The 17435-nt window shown below is 56.2% G+C and carries 9 protein-coding genes and 1 other RNA gene; 2 read left to right on the top strand and 8 right to left on the bottom strand.

Annotated elements, in window-relative coordinates:
• Positions 1-194: 194 nt before the first annotated feature.
• Both ACO6VM_RS15785 and ACO6VM_RS15780 read left to right on the top strand, forming a co-directional pair.
• Entirely contained in the window at positions 195-3530 is a 3336-nt protein-coding gene (locus ACO6VM_RS15785) for an STY4851/ECs_5259 family protein (RefSeq protein WP_401058139.1), read from the top strand.
• A complete protein-coding gene (locus ACO6VM_RS15780; RefSeq protein ID WP_422403514.1) occupies positions 3523-9861 on the top strand; it encodes a DEAD/DEAH box helicase in 6339 nt (2112 codons plus the stop codon). The genes ACO6VM_RS15785 and ACO6VM_RS15780 overlap by 8 nt, the downstream gene beginning before the upstream one ends.
• Positions 9862-10608: 747 nt before the next feature.
• On the opposite strand, the gene ACO6VM_RS15775 is transcribed toward ACO6VM_RS15780, so the two are convergent.
• From ACO6VM_RS15775 to ACO6VM_RS15740, 8 genes are all read right to left on the bottom strand, one after another.
• Positions 10609-10884 carry a hypothetical protein gene (locus ACO6VM_RS15775; RefSeq protein ID WP_401058143.1) on the bottom strand — a complete coding sequence of 92 codons (276 nt, stop codon included), beginning with the start codon at positions 10882-10884 and terminating at the stop codon, positions 10609-10611.
• Complete coding sequence (locus tag ACO6VM_RS15770; protein ID WP_401058159.1) at positions 10881-11861, bottom strand: integrase domain-containing protein; 981 nt, start codon at positions 11859-11861, stop codon at positions 10881-10883. Before ACO6VM_RS15770 ends, ACO6VM_RS15775 begins: the two co-directional genes overlap by 4 nt.
• Before the next feature lie 949 nt (positions 11862-12810).
• The gene (locus ACO6VM_RS15765) at positions 12811-14067 is read right to left on the bottom strand and encodes an integrase domain-containing protein (RefSeq protein WP_401058145.1); all 1257 of its coding nucleotides are present in this window, start codon (positions 14065-14067) and stop codon (positions 12811-12813) included.
• Positions 14068-14254: 187 nt separating this feature from the next.
• Positions 14255-14646: a transfer-messenger RNA gene (gene ssrA, locus ACO6VM_RS15760) on the bottom strand.
• A gap of 94 nt (positions 14647-14740) precedes the next feature.
• Positions 14741-15034, bottom strand: a complete 294-nt coding sequence (locus tag ACO6VM_RS15755) for a hypothetical protein (RefSeq protein ID WP_125462523.1) — start codon at positions 15032-15034, stop codon at positions 14741-14743.
• A 145-nt stretch (positions 15035-15179) separates the two neighbouring features.
• Positions 15180-15431: a DUF3077 domain-containing protein gene (locus ACO6VM_RS15750; RefSeq protein WP_401058147.1), complete on the bottom strand. Its 252-nt coding sequence runs from the start codon at positions 15429-15431 to the stop codon at positions 15180-15182.
• Complete coding sequence (locus ACO6VM_RS15745; RefSeq protein ID WP_401058149.1) at positions 15428-15667, bottom strand: hypothetical protein; 240 nt, start codon at positions 15665-15667, stop codon at positions 15428-15430. The genes ACO6VM_RS15750 and ACO6VM_RS15745 overlap by 4 nt, the downstream gene beginning before the upstream one ends.
• Before the next feature lie 450 nt (positions 15668-16117).
• Entirely contained in the window at positions 16118-17383 is a 1266-nt protein-coding gene (locus tag ACO6VM_RS15740; RefSeq protein ID WP_422403513.1) for an IS256 family transposase, read from the bottom strand.
• Positions 17384-17435: the final 52 nt, after the last annotated feature.

Below are 17435 nucleotides of genomic sequence, written 5' to 3'. Positions count from 1 at the left end.
AGACTGACCCTCAGCGGGCTGAGCTATTTTCAAGACCGCTACCGGGTCGGGAACCCCCAGTTCGTTGAGCGGGTGGCGGTCTAGCGAATGATCAGTTCTCTGCGGACGGGGTGTGGCGAGGGGGATTGGGTTCCGCTGATCTGATGTGTGTATTGATTTAGATTTGGAAGGTAGTTCTAACAGGGAGCGTGTTCATGTCGTACTCCGTAATCAAGTGCTCGTCGTGGCTGGGGCACTTTCTCCAGAGGCGAGGGCTTTCGACCCCAGATCAGCGCGGACTTTACGCTTACCACTGCAGCCTTGAGGAGTATAGCGAGCTGCAGCATTCGCTCCGTGAATTGGACGGTTTCGAGGCTGCGTTAAAGGACCCGGCGGCCTGTGCCTGTTTGGTGCTTTTCGGCTCTGAATGGTACCGCCGTGAGTACCGCAGCGAGTATGCCTGGACCTGGGACCCCATCTGGAAAGCTTTGAGGTTCCGACTATCTCCGGTAGAGCTAAGCAAGGCTATACCCAAAGGACTTGAGGGGTACTGGAAGCGTCCGCTTCATCTCTACGACGCTGGCCACCGGGATTTTCTGGGGTCTCTGTTCAGTGAGGGGGGCTTACCCTTTCAGGTGTTGCGCGAGGGTGATAGCCGCTTCCAAGCGCTGTTTGACCGCTTACTAAAGTATTACGATCAGTGGCATCTGCAGGGTGGCAATACCCTCCAGCAGGTGGAACAGCAACTGGATAAGTTCAACCTTCCTCAGGTGTTTGCCTCGCGTACGTCGGTGGAGCTGATCGCGCGAATGGCCGATGAACTCGTAGCTCTGGTCCGCAATTACGGACTGACGCAAGCCGATGAGCCAGTCACGCATCTGGATGCCATGAACCCCAAGTGGCGTGAATTGTTTCCTCTGCCGCTGGATAACCTGACGGGCAGCGAGTTGCTCAATGGCTTGCTAAAGACTGCCACCGTCGAGGGCAGAAGGCGTCCCCCGAGTTCAGCGGGATGGGCTTGTCAGCATTTCTGGCTTGAGTCGCAGGCGGATGTGCTCAAGGTTCAGGTGTCGCTACCGGAGGAGGTGGTATTTCGTCTGGCAACGCAGCCGTCCACCACACGTTTTGAGTTGGCCATTGAAGAAGATGGGCAGGTGATTGCCGGCCTTGGCCCCGGCTATGCGCTGGTAGACAACGGTGTTGCGCGCGTTCGTTTACGCCTACGAGGGATCATTGGAAAGCGGCGGGATTGCAGCATTCCTCTGAATCTGGTTGCTAGGGTTGGTGGTATGCAGATCGCCAACCTGCCAATCGATGGCAGTGCGGTGGCCCTGGGTGAAGTGCCGCTAGGGTTCGAGCTAGTGAACGACCGCTGGCAGCTGTGTGGTCAGGCTTCATTCAAGACCGCTAGTGAAGAGTTGCTGCTGGTGTTGCCTGACGGTTGCAGTTTGAGTCCGCCTGACAGCAGTGGGGAGGCCATAATCAGTGATATGCCCCAGGCGCTGTCGCTGCGTACGGTCAAGGTGCAAGGCAAGGCGGAAGTATTGGTTCAGGGGGAGGAGTGTTACCGGATACGCACAGGGCATGTCACCAGTATGGTGACTGGGCCGGAATTGAGTGGTGTCCAGACTGAATGGCCGAGTAAGCCTTCGATGACCTTTGTCGGCCTGCCTCGTGTGCTGTGGTCGGCAGTTGCGGGCGAGTTGCAACAGCAGGGTGGTGAACTCTTCGTTGCGGGTAAGCAGCCGGGCAGTGGCCTGTTGCAGGAGGCGCTCGGTGCCCAATATGTATCGGTACGTAACCGCAACGGCGATACCTTGCTACGCTGTAGGGTGGGTATTTTACCGACGGATTTTCGTGTTGAACTGCGTAGTGGTGAGACTCCAGGTGCGGGCTGCATTCTCGTGTATTGCCAGCAGCGTTGCTTGCTTCAGATTGATGACGAAAGCCTGCAAGTGCAACAGGTGAGGCACGAGGATCACATCGAACTTCGGCTTTCTGCCAAGGCCTTCCCGCCGATCCGGGTCCGGCTTTCTGTTATGCCGAACTTGATGGCGGATCCGGTGGAGATTGACCTGCCATTTCCTAGTTCAGGTTGCTTGGCCTTTGATGGTAACGGAGAGCAGCTAAAACGCACTTTCAGCGTCGATGATCTGCTCGGGGCCAGGTTGTTTCTATTTGGCCGGTCCGGCACGCCCACTCGATTCGGTATTGAGTTGACCCTCAGAGGCAGTGTGGCTAGGAATGCTTGTTACAGCTGGTCTTACATTGCTGCCGACAAGCCGTTAGAGGTCAGTCTTTTCAACATCCGGGAGCAGATTGTTGACCTGCTGTCTCTGCAGTCGGGAATCGACCAAGTTGTCGAGATGCGAGTGTTCGGGAATGGCCAGGATAGCCGTTATCGCATCCGCAAATATGCGATGGAAATGCAGCTCGACCATGGCCGCCAGGTACTGAGTGCTGTATGTCTGCAAGATGGTGCCAGTGCCATTCCTGATCCGGTGTTGATGCTGTTGCATGATCCTATGCGCAGCTCTATCGCACTTCGCTCACGTACCAGCGAAGGTGTACTGACAGGCGACTTCGAGTTGCCTCCAATCGTTGAGAAGGATGGTCCCTGGCTGGTGCTGCCCAGGGGCGGCTCAACGGTATCCTTTAGGCCGCTTTTCCTTGCGGGTGGCTGGCAGCCGATAGCTTCTGACGAAATGATTCAGAGCCTGCAAAAGGCAGTGCTGACCTTCGATCATGCTTCACATGTCAGTTCTTTCACGTCTGTGCTTGATGCCATGGCTATAAACCCCATGCATAGCGGCTGGCAGTTTTTGCGAGCTTTGTATGAGGGCTACGGTTATCTGCCGCTGGCGACCTTCGAGGTCTGGAAGGCTCTGGTGGGAAATACCCGTGCATTGACGATGGCGCTTTTCAAGTTTGAGATGGAGGCTATATTTCTTGGCCGGTTGGAGGCTGAGTTTCCGCTTTTCTGGGAATTTCTTCCCATTGCAGAAATTCATCTGGCGGCCAAGCGATTTGCCGCTTTCCTCAAGGTCAAGGGGGTTTCTGAAGAGGCTGTTGATGCTCTGGTGGGTCGAATGTTTTCGCGTTTGGGGGAAACCTACCCATCCTACGGCCAGAGTGTGCAGTGCTTCCTTTCAGGCAAGCCTGTTGGCCAGGAAATCAAGCTGCCTCTCGGAGTTTTCAAGGAAGTCCTGCGTGGCTGGTACCTTGAGCTGATTCGCGAGCGCTGCGATGCCCAGTGGCCGGAATTTGGAGCAAAGCGCTTGGAGCGTTGGTACAGCAGCCAGAGCGACTCGGGAATCGTTTTTACGTCGGACATGGATTATCGCAATGCAGTGCTCTACTTGCCGTTTTTTGCTGCTGCAGTCGCTTGCGGTAAAGCTCAGTTCACCGATGTGTTTGCGGACGGAGCGGAGGCGATTTTCTTCCTGCGCCAGGTCCGCGATTTCGATTCGAAATGGTTCAATTCAATCTTCCAGTACTGCTTGTTGAACAGCGTCATGGAAAAGCATAAGGCCGAGTCGGTAAATGGATAAGTATTTCTCTGGGTTAGTAGAGCAGGCGCTCTCCCGTAGCACCGAGTCCACTTTGAGCATCTTGAGCATCACTGACCCAGGCTTGCGCGAGCATCTTGGTAGTCTGATGCGTGCGGAGTGTGGCAAGGAGGGGGCATTCCTGGCTCCACCGCTGTTCGAGCAGACCTTCGGCTGGGAGGAGTGCACACTGACGATGGCGCAACTGGCGAGTGATGAGCGCTTGCTGAGCAAGGAGATCGTTGCTTCGCTCGACGGCAAGGCGAATGGACGTTATCGCTTTGGGGCAGGTTGGAGACCTTTCAACCACCAGTTGGCCAGCTGGCGCTCATTGCTTGATAAGAAGCATTCAGTAGTCGTGACCAGTGGTACCGGTTCGGGCAAAACCGAATGCTTTATGGTGCCGGTGCTGGAGGATCTTTATCGCGAGTACCGTGAAGCAGGCCGAAACCCGCTGGTCGGTGTCCGGGCACTGTTTTTGTATCCACTCAACGCCCTCATCAACTCGCAACGTGAGCGCTTGAATGCCTGGACCCAGAGTTTTGGAAATGGCATCCGTTATTGCCTTTACAATGGCAATACACCAGAGCTGCATGCCAAGGTGCGTAGCGAGCAGAGCCAAAAGCCCAACGAAATTTTGTCGCGTGAGCTGATGCGCACGCAACCGGCGCCTATTCTGGTTACCAACGGGACGATGCTCGAATACATGATGGTGCGTCAGGTAGATGAGCCCATCGTAAGAATTTCCAGGGAGCAGAAGTCGCTGCGTTGGATCGTTCTGGACGAGGCTCACACATACGTGGGCTCGCAGGCGGCTGAACTGGCATTGCAGCTGCGTAGGGTGATGACAGCATTCGGTGTTACGCCAAAGGATGTTCGCTTCGTTGCGACCTCGGCGACCATTGCTGGTGAGGACGCTGCAGGACAGTTAAAGCAGTTTCTCTCAGATCTGTCGGGGGTGCCGGTCGATCAGATTGATGTTTGGGGTGGGAACCGGGTCATTCCAACTCTTGCACCGTGTCAACAAACGCCAGTTGCTCTGGATGTACTCGAATCGATGCCGGAGCTTAACGCGAACGATCCAGAGGTTCACCCGGAGCGATACGATGCTCTGGTCCACTCTCCGCAAGCCCGCGTATTAAGAGATTTGCTGGTGAACAGCCCCAAGCCATTGAAGCTGACCGCGATGGTTAGTCATATGCATAAGGAAGGGCGATGGTCGCTATCGCAGGGTGAGATGCTGCGCTGGTTGGATGTATGTTCAGGTACACGTCCTTCGGCTGCCGAGCCTGCATTCCTGAAGTTACGGGCGCACTTCTTCCAGCGCACTACGCACGGGCTTTGGGCCTGCTTTGACAAGAGCTGCTCGGCAAAGTCAGGGACGGCTCTGCATCAGAACTGGCCCTTTGGCTATGTCTACGCCAACCAAAGACAAACCTGTAGCTGTGGCAGCCCGGTATTCGAGCTGGCGTTCTGCAATGATTGTAATGAGCCGCACCTGCTGGCGCGGGATAAGGGTGGCAAGCTGATCCAGTGGGAGAGCTCAGGGGGAGATGAGTTTTCCCTACAGGCTGAAACACCCGTTGAAGATGACTCGGCGGGTGCTCCTGCCGGTGGTGGGCCGTTGGTTAAGACACCGTTGGTGCTATGTGCCCTCGAGAATGTGGGCAGCACCTACATACCCTTAGATATCGATAAGGTCTCCGGTTCATCGGTAGCTGTTTCTGCTGAGCGGGTTCGGCTTGGGGTACGAGATTTTGATGCTGCGTGCAGCCGCAACAGCTGTGGATTTAGCGGGTTGCATGGGGGCTTTCCATTCCGCAGAGCGATGCTCGGTGGGCCATTCTATGTGGCCAATGCCGTGCCGACAGTCCTTGAGTACTGCCAGGACTATCAGGACGAAGATCAGAAGCCGGATTATGGTCCACAGTCACTCCCGGGCAGAGGGCGTAGGCTGATTACTTTTACGGACAGTCGTCAGGGCACGGCGCGTATGTCTGTTCGCATGCAGCAGGAGTCGGAACGCGGGAGGCTGCGCGGGCTTGTTGTGGAGATTTTGAGCTGGTATCAGCGGAGCCAGATTACTTCACCGTTGGATGCTGGCAGCATTGATCCATCGGCCTTGCAGCCATTGATCGTCCAGGCAAAAAAAGACGTGGAACTGTACCGCAGTCTGGGTATCAAGGAAGAGGCTAGAGCCGCGGAGGACAAAGTCGCACGGCTAACGGCAATGCTAGCGTCAGCCACTGGCTCGACAGTCAGGCCGGCGTTGAGTTATCTAGCCTGGCCGGAGCTCGCCAACGAGCTCAAGCAGAAGGCTGACTTGAAAGGCTCCATGCTGCTTTACAACAAGTACCAGAAGCCTGAGATATTCACGGACAATGACGGCCCCTTCAAACTGGCGGAGATGTTGCTATTCCGTGAGTTTATGCGCCGTCCAAAACGACAGAACAGCTTGGAAACCCAGGGGCTGGTGAAGGTCGAGTACGTTGGCCTGGATAAGGTTCAGCAGGTACCGGCGTACTGGGAGCAGAAGGGCCTAACGCTCGATGATTGGCGTGACTACCTGAAGGTGGCGCTGGACTTTCATGTTCGGGAGAACAGCTATATCCAGGCTGATGAGGGCTGGTTGAGTTGGATCGGCACCCGATTCTCTGCCAAGAGTCTCCGCAATCCTGAGTCGAAAGAGCCGGATGAGATCCGGATCAAACGCTGGCCTCAGATCCGCAACGGTAACCATTCCCAGAGACTAATCAAGCTGTTGTTGCTTGGCGCTGGCCTAAACCCGGCCAGCAAGGCCGACGTTGATCTGGTAAACGAATGGTTGCGTACTGTCTGGAAGCAGTTGACTGGGCCGGGTGCAGCGCTTAAATCTGACGAAAACCGATACGCTTTGCCCAGAGAGCACATGCGGTTCTCGTTGGTTGATCGGGCTTATATCTGCCCAGTGACCAACAAGCTGCTGGATACCACCTTCAAAGGCTTTACCCCCTACCTGCCGACTCATCTGGATTTCTCTACGCTGACCGAAGAACAGCGTAAAGGGTATCAGGCTGAGCTGGTTGAGCTGCCAGACCTCTGGGAGTTCGATCGTTCCCAGGATGACTATACGCCTGGGTTGGCGCGAATAAGAGACCTAGTGGCGAAAGATCCTCTGATCAGCGATCTACGAGAGCGGAACCTGTGGACGGATGTCAATGATCGGGCAGTGGAGGGTGGCTACTATTACCGTGCCGCTGAGCACTCTGCCCAGCAGTCCTCCGAACGCCTCGGCTCCTATGAAGAGATGTTCAAAAATGGTCAGATCAACGTTCTGAACTGCTCTACTACAATGGAGATGGGCGTCGATATCGGTGGCATTTCTGCGGTGGTCATGAACAATGTACCGCCGCATCCGGCCAACTATCTGCAGCGCGCAGGGCGGGCGGGACGAAGCAAGGAATCCCGGGCGCTTGCCTACACTCTTTGTAAAAACAACCCGCATGATCAACAGGTTTTTGCCAATCCGGGTTGGCCGTTCGAGACTAAGATCCCTGCGCCGGTTGTAGCGCTGAATTCCGAGCGACTCGTACAGCGCCACGTCAACTCGTTGCTGTTAGCTGACTTTCTCTGCAATTTTGTGGGGCCCACTCAGACTGAGAAAACAAGTCTGAATACCCAGTGGTTCTATGACGATGAGCATGGAGACTCGCAGTGCGATCGATTTATTGAGCAATTGGGGAAGGTCGTTACAGATCTGGATGATGCGCTGAAGGACTTGGTGCGGGGTACTGCTCTGGCCGGTGTGGATGCGGTCCAGCTGCGTCGCCGCGCAGTCGATGCGATCAAGCCATTGCAGAGTCGCTGGTTGAATAGTTATCGCTTTCTGCTTTCTGAGGAGAGGCAGGCGAAAACCAACAGCCCTTATCTGAAACGCCTTCAAGTAGAAAAGACTCGCCACTGCAATGAGTATCTGTTGCGGGACCTAGCGGCGCGCACTTTCCTTCCCGGCTACGGGTTCCCTACCGATGTGGTTAACTTCGATAACTTCACTATTGAGGATTACGTTCGTGAGCGTAATGCCGGCAGCGCTCTGAAGCAGGACCGTGAGGATAACGTTTCCCGTTACAAGGGGCTTCCTTCACGCAACCTCTCGATTGCCATTCGTGAGTACGCGCCTGGCGCTGAAATAGTTCTGGATGGTCGGGTGTTCAGATCTGCCGGCGTTTCACTCCACTGGCACAACCTCAATGCTGACAGCAAAGAAGCGCAGAAATTGGATATCGCGTGGCGTTGTGACGTGTGTGGCGCGGTGGACTATGAGGAGGCACTGGTGAGGGCCGACGAGCTGACTTGCAGTAATGTCGACTGCCAAGCGTTGATTAAACCTCAGAACATTCGTACGGTCCTGCAGCCCTCTGGCTTTGTCACTGATGCTTATGTATCGGCATCCAATGACATCCAGCATCAGAAATTCATCCCAGTTGAAACCGCTTGGGTCTTTGTGAATGCCAGCAAGACTCCGCTGCCAAACCCGGCGGTTGGAGCAATGACCTATGGCACTGATGGGAAGGTCTTCCATCACAGCTCTGGTGAGCACGGAACGGGCTTTGCCTTGTGCATGAGTTGCGGTCGAGCTGAGTCCATGCAGGCGGATAGTACTTTTCCGCGAGAATTGTCACCGTCCGGGGACCACTATCCACCGCGCCCGACCAAAGAGGATAAAGACCAGAACAACAAGCGACTCCCATGTCAGGGGAGTGGGAGCATTCTTCCCAATGTGAGCCTTGGTACGGTGGCTACCACTGATGTGTTTGAGCTCACCTTGCATCATCCAGTGCGTGGGGAATTTATCGCTGACTCGGTGCAGGGGGGGGCAATTGCCACGACTCTCGCTGTAGCTTTACGTAGCGCACTGGCGGAGCTGCTGGGCGTCTCTGCCTCCGAGTTGGGTTATGCCACTCGTCCAAGCAAACTGCCTAACGGGCAGTCCATTCGTATCCTTCAGCTTTTCGATGTCATCAGCGGTGGTGCTGGCTTTGCTACTAGTGCTCCATTGCATGTCGAGCGGCTGCTACGCGGAATGGTGGAGAGGCTCCAGTGCGGGCATTGCGAAACTGGCTGTAGTGAGTGCCTGCTGGACTCCCAGACGCGACATGACCACGACAAGTTGGATCGCAAGGCTGCACTTGATTGGTTGGGGGCTGACTTCATCCATTACGTAGGGCTAAGCGCCGAAAATAAACTCTCCTTGGATGATGGCCAATATGCCCCCGGCAGCATCGAGAGCGTACTCCGCCGCTTGATCAACGAGGGGGCCGAGAGGATCACCCTACTAACCTCTGGTGATATGGGGGAATGGGATCTCGTTGCTCCGCAGTTCCGTAAAGCGATTCAGACCTATGTCCTGGCTGATGAGCTAACAGTTGATCTGCTCGTGCCATCAGATATCACTGATGGGGTGTTAGTGCAGGATCTCCAGCGCTTATCGAACCTTGGCGTCAATGTCGGGAATGTGACTAACAAGCCAGGTGAGCATTTTGTTGCCCAGGCACGAATCGGTGGCGAGGTCATTACGTTGGCCTCGCGCAGCCTTGTAGCAACCGTTCCAGGCCATAGTTGGCATCAAAGTGATGAGCTTGTCGTACTCTCGAAAAGTCAGCCAGCGTTTGGCTGGGAAGCTATGGATCTTTACCGTGCCGTGGGTGATTCCTCCGGTAAGGTAGGGATCTTTGATTTATCAATTCACGACGAGCTCAATGGGTCGCTGTTGCAGTTCGGCGAGCGTTTCTGGGAGCTGCTTGGGGCTAAAGAACGGCAAGTCGCTGACGTGATTTCGACTGCAAATATCAAGAGACTGACATACTCCGATCGTTATATTCAGAATCCTGCGGTTGTGACAATCCTGGGGTCGGTACTGAAGAGCTTGAATAGTCGCATTTCTGCCGATTCGGTTGTGCAGGTGAAAACGCTGTTCAAGTCAGGACGGATGCAAGGGCGTAAGGCTTTCGATGATTGGGCCAGTCAGGAGGACTTCGAGTTCTTCTCGCGCACTTGGCTATCGGCAATGATTGGATGTCAAATTCAACTGATAGTGGAATCATCGAATCGCGAAATTCCCCATCATCGTGCTTTGGAGCTTGAGTTTGAAGACGGCAGAGCGCTGAAGGTCAGGTTTGATCAAGGGGTTGCCTATTGGCAGGTGCGCTTCGGCTCGCACAGTGATATGTGGTTTGACTTTGATCAGGCTTCGAAGGATCAGCTAATGCACATGGCGAGGGTGGTTGAGACCGCACTAGTACAGAACTCTGAGCAGAAATGGGCAACAGACGTGCTGGTTGAACTTAAAGGCTAATCTCTCCCCACGCTGAGTTCGGGGTATGGATTGTATTGTGTTAAACCCATCCCCGACACATTTCCACTGAAAAGTGTCAAATGAGCAAGTAGCGAGGCACGTTTTTCGCCGACTTGACGCGTGGGGCTGTAGCTTTGCTACTGGATCGAGGCTGCAGCCATATTGAAGACAGCCACTGTGTTGATCCTGGGCTAGGTACTACACCGCAAGATTCGTGTTGGGCTGCCGCCCTTTGAGTGAGGTACAGCGACAACGGATAAATTTGGCCATCGAGGTTTAGACTGGCGTGAGCTGGGCTCGCGGGCTGCCGTGGCCAGCACAGATTGCGCGCCATGGAGCGGAGCACGCCGATCACATCGGCCGTGCGTTCCACGGCGAGTCCCAATAGATTGCCCAGCGCCGCGACCAGGTGGGGTAGAAGCGTAATCTGCTGTTCCAACAAGGGGTGTGGTGGTCCTTGAACTTCGCGCATTTGCATAGCTTTCATCCAGAAATTGGTGAGGGATGACTCAGTTCAGCCTTCTCCGGGCATTCAAATATGCAAAGTGATATTCCGCTTTGGGTCCAGGCTGTGTGAAAACGTTTTTTAAGCAAGTTTGGCACCTAGGACTCGAGCGAAAATCGCGATCCTACGCAAATTTTCGGGCTTCTGACAAACCAAGCGCTGGCAGATTTTACGTAGCAATGCAGACTTCTAAACGGCGCATGTGTTTCCACATAGCCTGGGTCGATAGCAGCCGGTCTCACTCAGAGATTAAAATCCCATGTTTTTTGTAAACGACGAGCCAGCAGCCGCACAGTCAGCAAATAGTAATACTGCGTCGCCTCACTGCGTCGATTTAGGCGATGCTCAAAAAACCAAACCACGTGCTTTTTCTGCCAGGCCCAAGGCGTTTGTCGCTGCCAGCGCTCTGAGATTTCAGCTTGGATGATTCTCGCCTGCCGCAAATGGCGTTGCCGCGTGACGTGTGATCCGGTCAGCACTCCAGCTAAGAACATTTCCATATCGAATGGCTTACTCATGTGCGTCCTCCAATATAGGTGGCGACCACGTCGATCCGACCGTGCCCCAGCTCGTAGCTGATTTGCCTTCGAGCCTCGCGATCAAGGTTCCTATCTACCTGGCAACATTTGCCACCATTGATTGGCGCGGGGCATTGGGTGATCTGCTCGTAGCGCTCACATGCGTACGCCGCTCGTAGCTCATGGAAGCCTTTGAGGTTGTGTGCATGCAGGATATCCCGGGCAGGGCGAATGATTTGTTGTAGGAGATTGAGGTAGCTTTCGTCTGGAGCAATCAGATTGCGGCTACCCGCAGGCGACACCTTCCGTGCAAACCCAAGGGCACCTCGAACATGGTCGTCCACCGCAATCCAACGCGGCGCTGAGGCGCCAGCTCGGCCGCCTTTGGTGCCATCCTGGATGTTGATCCTGCTTAGGTCATTAGCCTCACGGCTCAGTCGTGGCAAGTCGGCTAGGATGGCCTCACGCAAGCGCATGCCGGTGGCTCGCGCCAGTAGAACGATTGCAGCGGCCCTTAGCTGATGATCGCGGCAAAGCACATCGACAATCTGCTTAACCTGTTCTCGGTCTTGGCCCTGCGGCACCGACTTTCGAACTCCGCTGCGCTGCATACCCAGCGCCTTGCTCGGACTTGGCAGTTTCACATGGTGATCTCCGCGAAGCGCTGCCATGGTCCTGTTAACGCTGGATAGGCGGTTTTGCGCGGTGCTGACGGCGAGATCACCTTGCCTAACACTGTCGCGCAGATACGCCGCGTAGTCGGCCAATACCTTTCGATCAATCTGCCGTGCATCATTGATACCGGGCCCCTGTTCGGAGCGGCACCACTTAACGAATGACTGCCACCGATCACAGTGTGCCTTCACCGTGCCGTAGTGGCTGCCGCCGAACATGTCTTTTAGCGCTTGCGGCCCCGCGTAGCTCAACTGTCGGCCGTAGCCGAAATTGCGGCCATCGCGTCGACCAACCAATGCCATATTGGTCACCTCATCTTCTGCTTTCTCCGGTCCTCGCCCCACGTCATCCCGCCAAGAATGTTGAGTGTTATCAGGGATCAAGGCCCCTGCGACCTGTGGGGAATGTCCACTACGCGGGACTAGCGGCTCCTTACAACCGGGAGCAAGGGCATCTCATGATCTGGCCTCCTGAGCACCGTTACCGGTGGGCGGGTGGAGGCAGCGCTGGCTGACGAGACCTGCGCCTGAAGATCCTGAGCCATGTGCAAGCAGCAATGCGATGACCGGGGCATACCTGACTGTCAGTCAGGTGCAGTCCATTCCTTGGTCTGCGGCACCATCATCTACAGCGCTGTTGCTGGTGACATCGGCGTTTGTCACGCCGATTGTCACGAGGGGGAATGCCGCAAAGCCTTGTGCGATCAGGGCTGCAGCAGTGGTAGAAGTGCCCGTCTCTTTCCAGAAGAAAGAGACGGGCACAGATTGGCGCAAAATTTCGGCCAAGCGGATAGGTTGCTGCAGGGCAGCGAGGTACGGAGCATCTGGCGCACGAGCGCTATATGTGTAAGAGCATTCATCACATGGGTAGTGACCGGGCGAGCTGCCGAATGCGAATCGCCCTTGGGAAGAACCACCGCGAGAGCGGCGTGGCCTTGAAGGTTCGGGCCACCTGGGGTGCTGTCATCGACAGCGCTTGCACGGCCAGTTCTACGCCTGTAGATAAACCCGGTCAAGGGCCGAAATTTAGCGCTCTTGGGGACGTGAAAAGCGGTTATCCATCGGTGGAATTCCGTGGTAAATCCCGGACAACGTCGTGGCTTTTAGCTCTTCAAAGTGAGGTCCATCCAAACAGGGCGGCTTTGCAGCCCTGTTTGGATGGACCCGCGCTGACAAGCGGATAAACGAGGCTGCTTTCCCTGAATCTTGAGCGCTCAGTTGCTGTCGCCGCAGTTATTGCGCCTGTAAAGCGCTAGCGGATCGGCACCACGTTCTTGTCTCTGACTTGCCCGTATGCTGAGGCGAGCAGGCTACCGGTGGCGGCTTTCTGGATGAACTCACTCCACCAGGCCATCATCGGGCGCCGGCGCTCGATGTAGTCGGCTCGGTTGTAGGCACTGCGCACCTCATCCTTGTCGACATGCGCCAGTGCGACCTCAATGAGCTCCGGGTCCCACCCATGCTCATTCAAGATGGTGCTGGCCATTGAGCGCATGCCGTGACTAACCAACCGATCCTGGAACCCCATGCGTTTCAATGCCATGTTGGCCGTTTGGCTATTGGCATGAGTACGTGGGTTTCTGTCGGCCGGGAACACATATTCGCGATGGCCGCTGTGAGTCTTCAGTGACTCCAACAACGCGACAGCGTGATCACTCAACGGAATGCTGTGTGGGCGGCGCTTCTTCATACGCTCCGCAGGGATAGTCCAGACACGCCTTTCAAAATCAATGTCTGCCCAGCGAGTAGTCGCCGCCTCGGCGGGGCGAGTCATCGTGTGCAACTGCCATTCGATCAGGCAGCGAGTGATGCGTTTGATGCTGGCGTTCGCGATCTCCAGCATGAGCTCGGGGAGCTCTTCGGGCGGAAGCGCAGCCATGTTCTCTTTCTTGGGCTTCTTGAATACAGCCCTGATACCGGTGAGCGGGTTGGCGAAGATCAGGCCGGAGTTTACGCCGTAGGTCATGATCTCGTTTAGCCGCTGGCTTAGACGCTTGACCGTCTCCAGGCTGCCTTTCGCTTCGATTGGACGAAGCAATCCGATCACCATCGGTGCGGTGATTTTCGCGAGTGGGGTCGTCTTCAAATCGGGGAACACGTGCAGCGTGAGCGACCGCCAAATGTCCTCGGCGTAGGCCGGGGTAACTGAGTCCTTTTTGAGCTCGAACCAGGCGGTGGCCACGTTCTCGAAGGTGTGTTCCGTTTCTGCGCGCTTGGCTTCATTCAACGTATTGCGCTGCACCTTCGGATCGATGCCTTGGGCGAGCAGCTCGCGCGCTTCGACTGCCTTTTTTCGTGCGTTCGCCAGTGACAGTTCGGGATAGGTCCCGAAGCCGATGTTGATGCGCTTTTTGGTCACCGGTTCGCGGTAGTTGAAATTCCACAGCAACGAGCCGTTGCTGCGTACGCGGAGCTGCAAACCGTCGCCGTCAGTGAGGACGTAATCCTTGGACCCGGGTTTGACTCCCTTGAGCTGTCGATCGGAGAGGCGGAGGTTTTGAGCAGGCATGAGATTGTCCTCAGGCACTGATTCGGTATTCCAAAGATTAGCACCGGACGGACTGGAATACCGTCTGGAATACCCGAACGGCTGGAACTCAAAAACTCTCAAAAGACCGCAAAAGCGCTGTAAGCCGCGTATTTACTGGGTCGAAGGCACAAAAAAAGACGTCCGTGGACGTCTTTTTTTGATCATTTGGTGGAGCCGGGGGGATTTGAACCCCCGTCCGCCAGTACTCCGCTGTCGGTACTACATGCTTAGCCGTGTCTACTGATTTAATCCGCAGCCGCCCGACGGGCAGGGTGCTTTGGATGAGTTGGGTAAGTTTTAGTCGCTTCGCCCCCAACGTGCTGCACGACGATCCTGTTCTGTATGACAATCATTTCGGGTTTACAGGCATCCCCTGATGATTGCTGGAGCCGAAGCTACCAGGAGAGCGGGCTCAGCTGCTTACGCAGCGAGAGCGTAGCCCTCGTAGTTTTCGTCATTGGCAACTATAGAAAGTTGCAACAGTGGATTTACGAGTTCTGTTACCAACTCGGCATGCACCTAGAGTTTCGCTACCGGCGTCGAATCCTAATCGGCCCCACACTCAGCTCTAGCTGACCGTACCTTTCGGCACGTAGGACGGAGTATACGCCCTTGAGCGGGCGGCGTCGACTGTCGCCGCCCTTCGCAGGGCTCAGGCACCGCTGCCGCTGGCACCACCGCCGCCTTTTTCGGTTTTTTCCAGGCGTTCTAGCACCTTGCTGGTGATGGCGATGCATTCCTTGGTATCGCCCGAGGCCTGGGCGGCCTTGGCTTTGTCGACGTGTTCGGTGACGGCTTTGTCCATGCCTTCGGAGGTGGCGCCGGCGGTGGCCATGGCGTCGTCGATCTTCTGCAGGTTGAGGGCGCACAGGTCATCGGCGGCGAATACGGGCGAGGCCAGCAGGGTGGCGGCCGCGAACAGGGCGGATAGCGCAGTACCTTTCATGGGTGTCTCCTCGTGAGGCCTCGGGAAGGTGGGCCTGTTGGGTGGACTGTGCATGAATGGGCAGGGTTCAATCGGTGTGATGGTTGCCCATCGCGGGGCAAGCCCGCTCCCACGTTCAGATATGGGGCGGGCTTGGTGGGCGTGGTTAGCTGCTGTGGCCCATGCCGATTTCCATGTCGTCGATCAGGGCCTTGGCCATGGCGCTGAGGATGCGGGCGGTGCCGCCGGCGATCAGGTCGCCTTCCATTTCGGCTTCGCAGGTGAGGTGGCGGATGCAACCGAGCAACACCGACAGTTCGCTGAAGGCATGCTGGAAGGGGATGCCGGACTGGATGCGGTAGAGCTCCAGGCAGGTGGTGGTGCCTGAGGTGCTCCAGTGGCTGGAGGGCTCGGTCATGGCTGCGCTCCTGTTTCGTGGCGGATCAGGGGATAGAGCAGCTGGTTGAGGTAGATGCAGGTGTTCAGCAGGGTTTGGCGCTGTTCTTCGCTGTTGGTGTCGAAGTACATGTCGAGGACTTCGCGCAGGCAGCCCATCAGGGAGGTGGCTTCGGCGCGGGCGGCTTCGGGGGTGAGGTCGGGGGAGATGGACAGGTAAGGGAAGAAACGGGGTGGGTCGGGGACGATCTTTTTCATTGTCAACACTTCCGCGTAGTTCATGGAAGCTGCCGTCCATGCCTTTCTCACGGGACGAGGGGTGGCAGCCGTACACGGGGTGAGAAACCGACGCGGAAGTGAACCTCGGCCAGACCGAAGTCTGCCCGGGCACGGCTGCCATAACAGAGTTGCCGTAGACTTTTCGCGTCGGGTTCTCACACCCGGTCACCAAATGTGGCGACTGGGTGAAGTTAGCCCTGAGGGATTTCCCCGACAACGCAGCAACTTCCGGCAGGTGCGTAGGATAGTTCCCAAGCCTTTTGGGCTGAAGCATTTGGTTGCAGGTTCGGAAATGTCTTACGGGTTTAGGGGTATGCCTTGGGAGGGCCTGGCTGGCTACCGCGTGAGGGCGGCCAGGTGCCAGGCGGGGACTGTCAGTTTTTTTGTGTTCGGGCCGGTAATGGCCTGCCGCTAGGCAGGCCATGATTTTCACCAGGTCGGCCTGATGAACCGATCTCCGTACAGAATCGCAAACTGATTCATTGCACTTTTCCAATCATGCGCCGCCGAGCCCCAATTCGCCGTGATGTTTCGCAGCCCCAGCCAGATCAGTTTGGTGGCTGCGTCATTGGTGGCTGCGTCATCGTTCGGAAAATGGCCCCGGGTCTTGATGATCTTGCGTAGCTGAGCATTGATGCTCTCAATGGCGTTGGTGGTGTAAATCACCTTCCTGATGGCCGGTGGGAAGACGAAAAATGGAATCACTCGATCCCAGGCGCGCCTCCAGGCAGCCACCACCGTCGGATATTTCTCGCCCCACGGCCCGCTCTCAAACTCATCGAGTGCTTGCTCAGCCGCTTCGGCATTGATGGCTTGGTAAATCGGTTTCAGCGCTTTGGCCAGCTCTCGACGCTTGTCCCACGCCGCATAGTCCAGGCTGTTGCGGATCAGGTGCACGATGCATGTCTGCAACGTCGTCTCTGGAAATACTGCGCTGAGGGCTTCTGGCATGCCTTTGAGGCCGTCGGTCACGGCAATCAGCACGTCCTCGACGCCACGCTTCTTGAGATCGTTAAAGACCTTCATCCAGAACTTTGCACCCTCGGTGTTCTCGATCCAGATGCCCAGGATATCGCGCGTCCCGTCGGGAAGAACGCCCAGCGCCAGGTAAATGGCCTTATTGCGCACCAGGCCTTCTTCGCGGATCTTCACCCGCAGCGCATCGAAGAAAATGACCGGGTACATCGGCTCCAGTGGCCGCTGCTGCCACGCGCCAATCTCTTCCATGACCTCGTCTGTCACAGAGCTGATGAAATCGGGTGAAACGTCGGTTCCATACTGCTCGGACAGGAAGGCCCGTATCTCTCTGACCGTCATTCCACGGGCGTACATGGCGATGATTTTGTCATCGAATCCGGTGTAACGGCGCTCATGCTTGGGGATCAGAATGGGCGAGAAGCTGCCGTCACGGTCCCGAGGGATATCCAGCCGTAGCGGGCCATCGCCTGTCAGCACAGTCTTGCCACTCGTGCCATTGCGCTGGTTGGTCTCATCCTCTGGGCGCTGCGCGCCCGGAGGATAGCCCAGGTGATGACCAAGTTCGGCGTTCAGGGCTCGCTCGATCAGTGCTTTCTTGAAGGCGGCAGAGGCCTCCTCAATGGCCTCGGCGGTCATCAGCGGGGTCGCGGAAAACTGTTCAAGCAGCTCTTTCGGGACCTTCGGTAACTCTCGAAGCGGTTTCTTTTTGGTTGGCATACATGCACCTCTTACTCATGGTATGCCCGAACACAAAATTTCTGACACCCTC

The sequence above is a fragment of the Pseudomonas sp. GZD-209 genome, from assembly GCF_049310485.1.
Lineage (GTDB): Bacteria > Pseudomonadota > Gammaproteobacteria > Pseudomonadales > Pseudomonadaceae > Aquipseudomonas > Aquipseudomonas sichuanensis.
The sequence above is the reverse complement of the archived record's forward strand: the minus strand, read 5'-3'. Positions and strand labels throughout refer to the sequence as shown.

Excerpts from the sequence above, each read along its gene's own strand:
- ACO6VM_RS15780 (WP_422403514.1), top strand. The coding sequence starts at position 3,523 with ATGGATAAGTATTTCTCTGGGTTAGTAGAGCAGGCGCTCTCCCGTAGC.
- ACO6VM_RS15765 (WP_401058145.1), bottom strand. The coding sequence starts at position 14,067 with ATGCCTGCTCAAAACCTCCGCCTCTCCGATCGACAGCTCAAGGGAGTC.
- ACO6VM_RS15785 (WP_401058139.1), top strand. The coding sequence starts at position 195 with ATGTCGTACTCCGTAATCAAGTGCTCGTCGTGGCTGGGGCACTTTCTC.
- ACO6VM_RS15755 (WP_125462523.1), bottom strand. The coding sequence starts at position 15,034 with ATGAAAGGTACTGCGCTATCCGCCCTGTTCGCGGCCGCCACCCTGCTG.
- ACO6VM_RS15775 (WP_401058143.1), bottom strand. The coding sequence starts at position 10,884 with ATGAGTAAGCCATTCGATATGGAAATGTTCTTAGCTGGAGTGCTGACC.
- ACO6VM_RS15740 (WP_422403513.1), bottom strand. The coding sequence starts at position 17,383 with ATGCCAACCAAAAAGAAACCGCTTCGAGAGTTACCGAAGGTCCCGAAA.
- ACO6VM_RS15770 (WP_401058159.1), bottom strand. The coding sequence starts at position 11,861 with ATGGCATTGGTTGGTCGACGCGATGGCCGCAATTTCGGCTACGGCCGA.
- ACO6VM_RS15745 (WP_401058149.1), bottom strand. The coding sequence starts at position 15,667 with ATGAAAAAGATCGTCCCCGACCCACCCCGTTTCTTCCCTTACCTGTCC.
- ACO6VM_RS15750 (WP_401058147.1), bottom strand. The coding sequence starts at position 15,431 with ATGACCGAGCCCTCCAGCCACTGGAGCACCTCAGGCACCACCACCTGC.